This is a genomic window from Stenotrophomonas sp. PS02300 (genome assembly GCF_029959395.1).
Lineage (GTDB): Bacteria > Pseudomonadota > Gammaproteobacteria > Xanthomonadales > Xanthomonadaceae > Stenotrophomonas > Stenotrophomonas maltophilia_AD.
Genome location: NZ_JASCOP010000238.1, coordinates 1 through 1,707 on the forward strand (window position 1 = coordinate 1; position 1,707 = coordinate 1,707).

Consider the following 1,707-nt stretch of genomic DNA (forward strand, 5'->3'; position numbering starts at 1 on the left):
GCGTTGCCTGATGACGTGGCCAAGGCGCTCGGCCGTGCCGAGCGCAGCCGGGTCGATGCCGGCGAACGGGCCCAGCTGCAGCGGCATTTCCAGCTGCAGCCGGCCGATTGGCCGGTTGCGGCCTTGACCCGCCAGCTCGACGTGGGCGATGCCCACGACGGGGTGTGGCTGCGTGCGGATCCGGCCAACGTGGTGCCGGACATGCACGGCGCGCGGATGATGGGCCACGGCGACACGCTGCGGCTTGAGGCCGACGACGTGGCGGCGTTGCTGCCGGCGCTGCAGCCGCTGTTCGCCGGATATGGATTCACCCTGGATGCGCCGACGCCGTCGCGCTGGTACCTGCGCCTGCCGCCGGGCACCACGCTGCCAGCGTTCGCCGCGCCCGACGACGTGCTGGGCGATGACCTGTTCGCGCACCTGCCCGAAGGCGACGCCGGGCGTCGCTGGCGGGCGTTGTTGACCGAAGCCCAGGTGGTGCTGCACCAGCATCCGTGGAATGTGCAGCGCCTGGCGGCCGGCAAGCGGGCGGTCAATTCGCTGTGGTTCTGGGGCGGTGGTGAACTGCCCGGGGCGGTGCGAACGGCGCACGCGCAGGTGCGCAGCCGCGATGCGCTGCTGCAGGCGTTGGCCAAGGCAGCGGGCGTGCAGGCCGATGGCGACCAGCAGGTGGACGCGCTGGTGGACCTGCGCCAGCTGCGTTCGCTGGAACAGCTGGGCAATGACGCGATCCGGCCCTTGCTGTCGGCGTTGCAGCGCGGCGAACTGCGCCGGCTGGTGCTGGATTTCGAGGACGGCGCCCGGTTCGAGCTGGACAAGGCCCAGCGCTGGCGGTTCTGGAAGAAGCCGGTACAGCTGCACGATTGATGCCGCGTATCATGGTCGCCATCGGCGTTCGCGCTGTTTATCGAGCCCGCTTTGACTTCTCCTGATTCGCTCCAGATCCAACGTCGTCCCGTTGCCGCCCTCGGCGAGTGGCCGGGCGACATGCTGCCGCTGCTGCAGCGCCTGTACGCGGCGCGCGGGGTTACCGATGCGGCGCAGGCGCAGCCGAAACTGGCCCAGCTGCACGCACCGGAGCTGATGGGCAGCATGCAGGCCGCCGTGGACCTGTTGGCAGCGGCGATTGCGGCCGATGAGCGCATCCTGGTCGTAGGCGATTTCGATTGTGATGGCGCCACCGCCTGCGCGGTCGGCGTGCGCGGCCTGCGCATGCTCGGCGCACGCGACGTCGTGCATGCGGTACCCAACCGCATGCTGCACGGCTACGGCCTCTCGCCGTCGCTGGTGGCCGAGCTGGCGCCGCTGCAGCCCGGACTGCTGGTTACGGTCGACCATGGCATTGCCTGCCATGCCGGCGTGACCGCGGCCAAGGCGCTCGGTTGGAAGGTGCTGGTCACCGACCACCACCTGCCGGGCGAACAGCTTCCGCCAGCCGATGCGATCGTCGATCCCAACATCAACGGCGATGCGTTCCCGAGCAAGGCGCTGGCCGGTGTCGGCGTGATCTTCTATGTGTTGATGGCCCTGCGCCGGCACCTGCGCGTGCAGGGGGCCTTCGCCACGGGTGCCGAGCCGGACCTGCCGGCCCTGCTGGACCTGGTCGCGGTTGGCACCGTGGCCGACCTGGTCGCCCTGGATGCGAACAACCGGGCGCTGGTGTCGGCCCGCCTGCGCCGGCGGCGGGCCCGCCCCCGCGGCGTGGGC

2 protein-coding genes are annotated in these 1,707 nt (G+C 70.9%); both read left to right on the forward strand.

Annotation, left to right across the window (positions count from 1 at the left end; translation table 11 throughout):
- Positions 1–3: 3 nt before the first annotated feature.
- Positions 4–867 carry a phosphoglycerate mutase gene (locus QMX79_RS20695; protein ID WP_282248448.1) on the forward strand — a complete coding sequence of 288 codons (864 nt, stop codon included), beginning with the start codon at positions 4–6 and terminating at the stop codon, positions 865–867.
- 51 nt (positions 868–918) lie between these two features.
- A partial coding sequence (locus QMX79_RS20700) for a DHH family phosphoesterase (protein WP_282248447.1) occupies positions 919–1,707 on the forward strand: 789 nt, incomplete at its 3' end.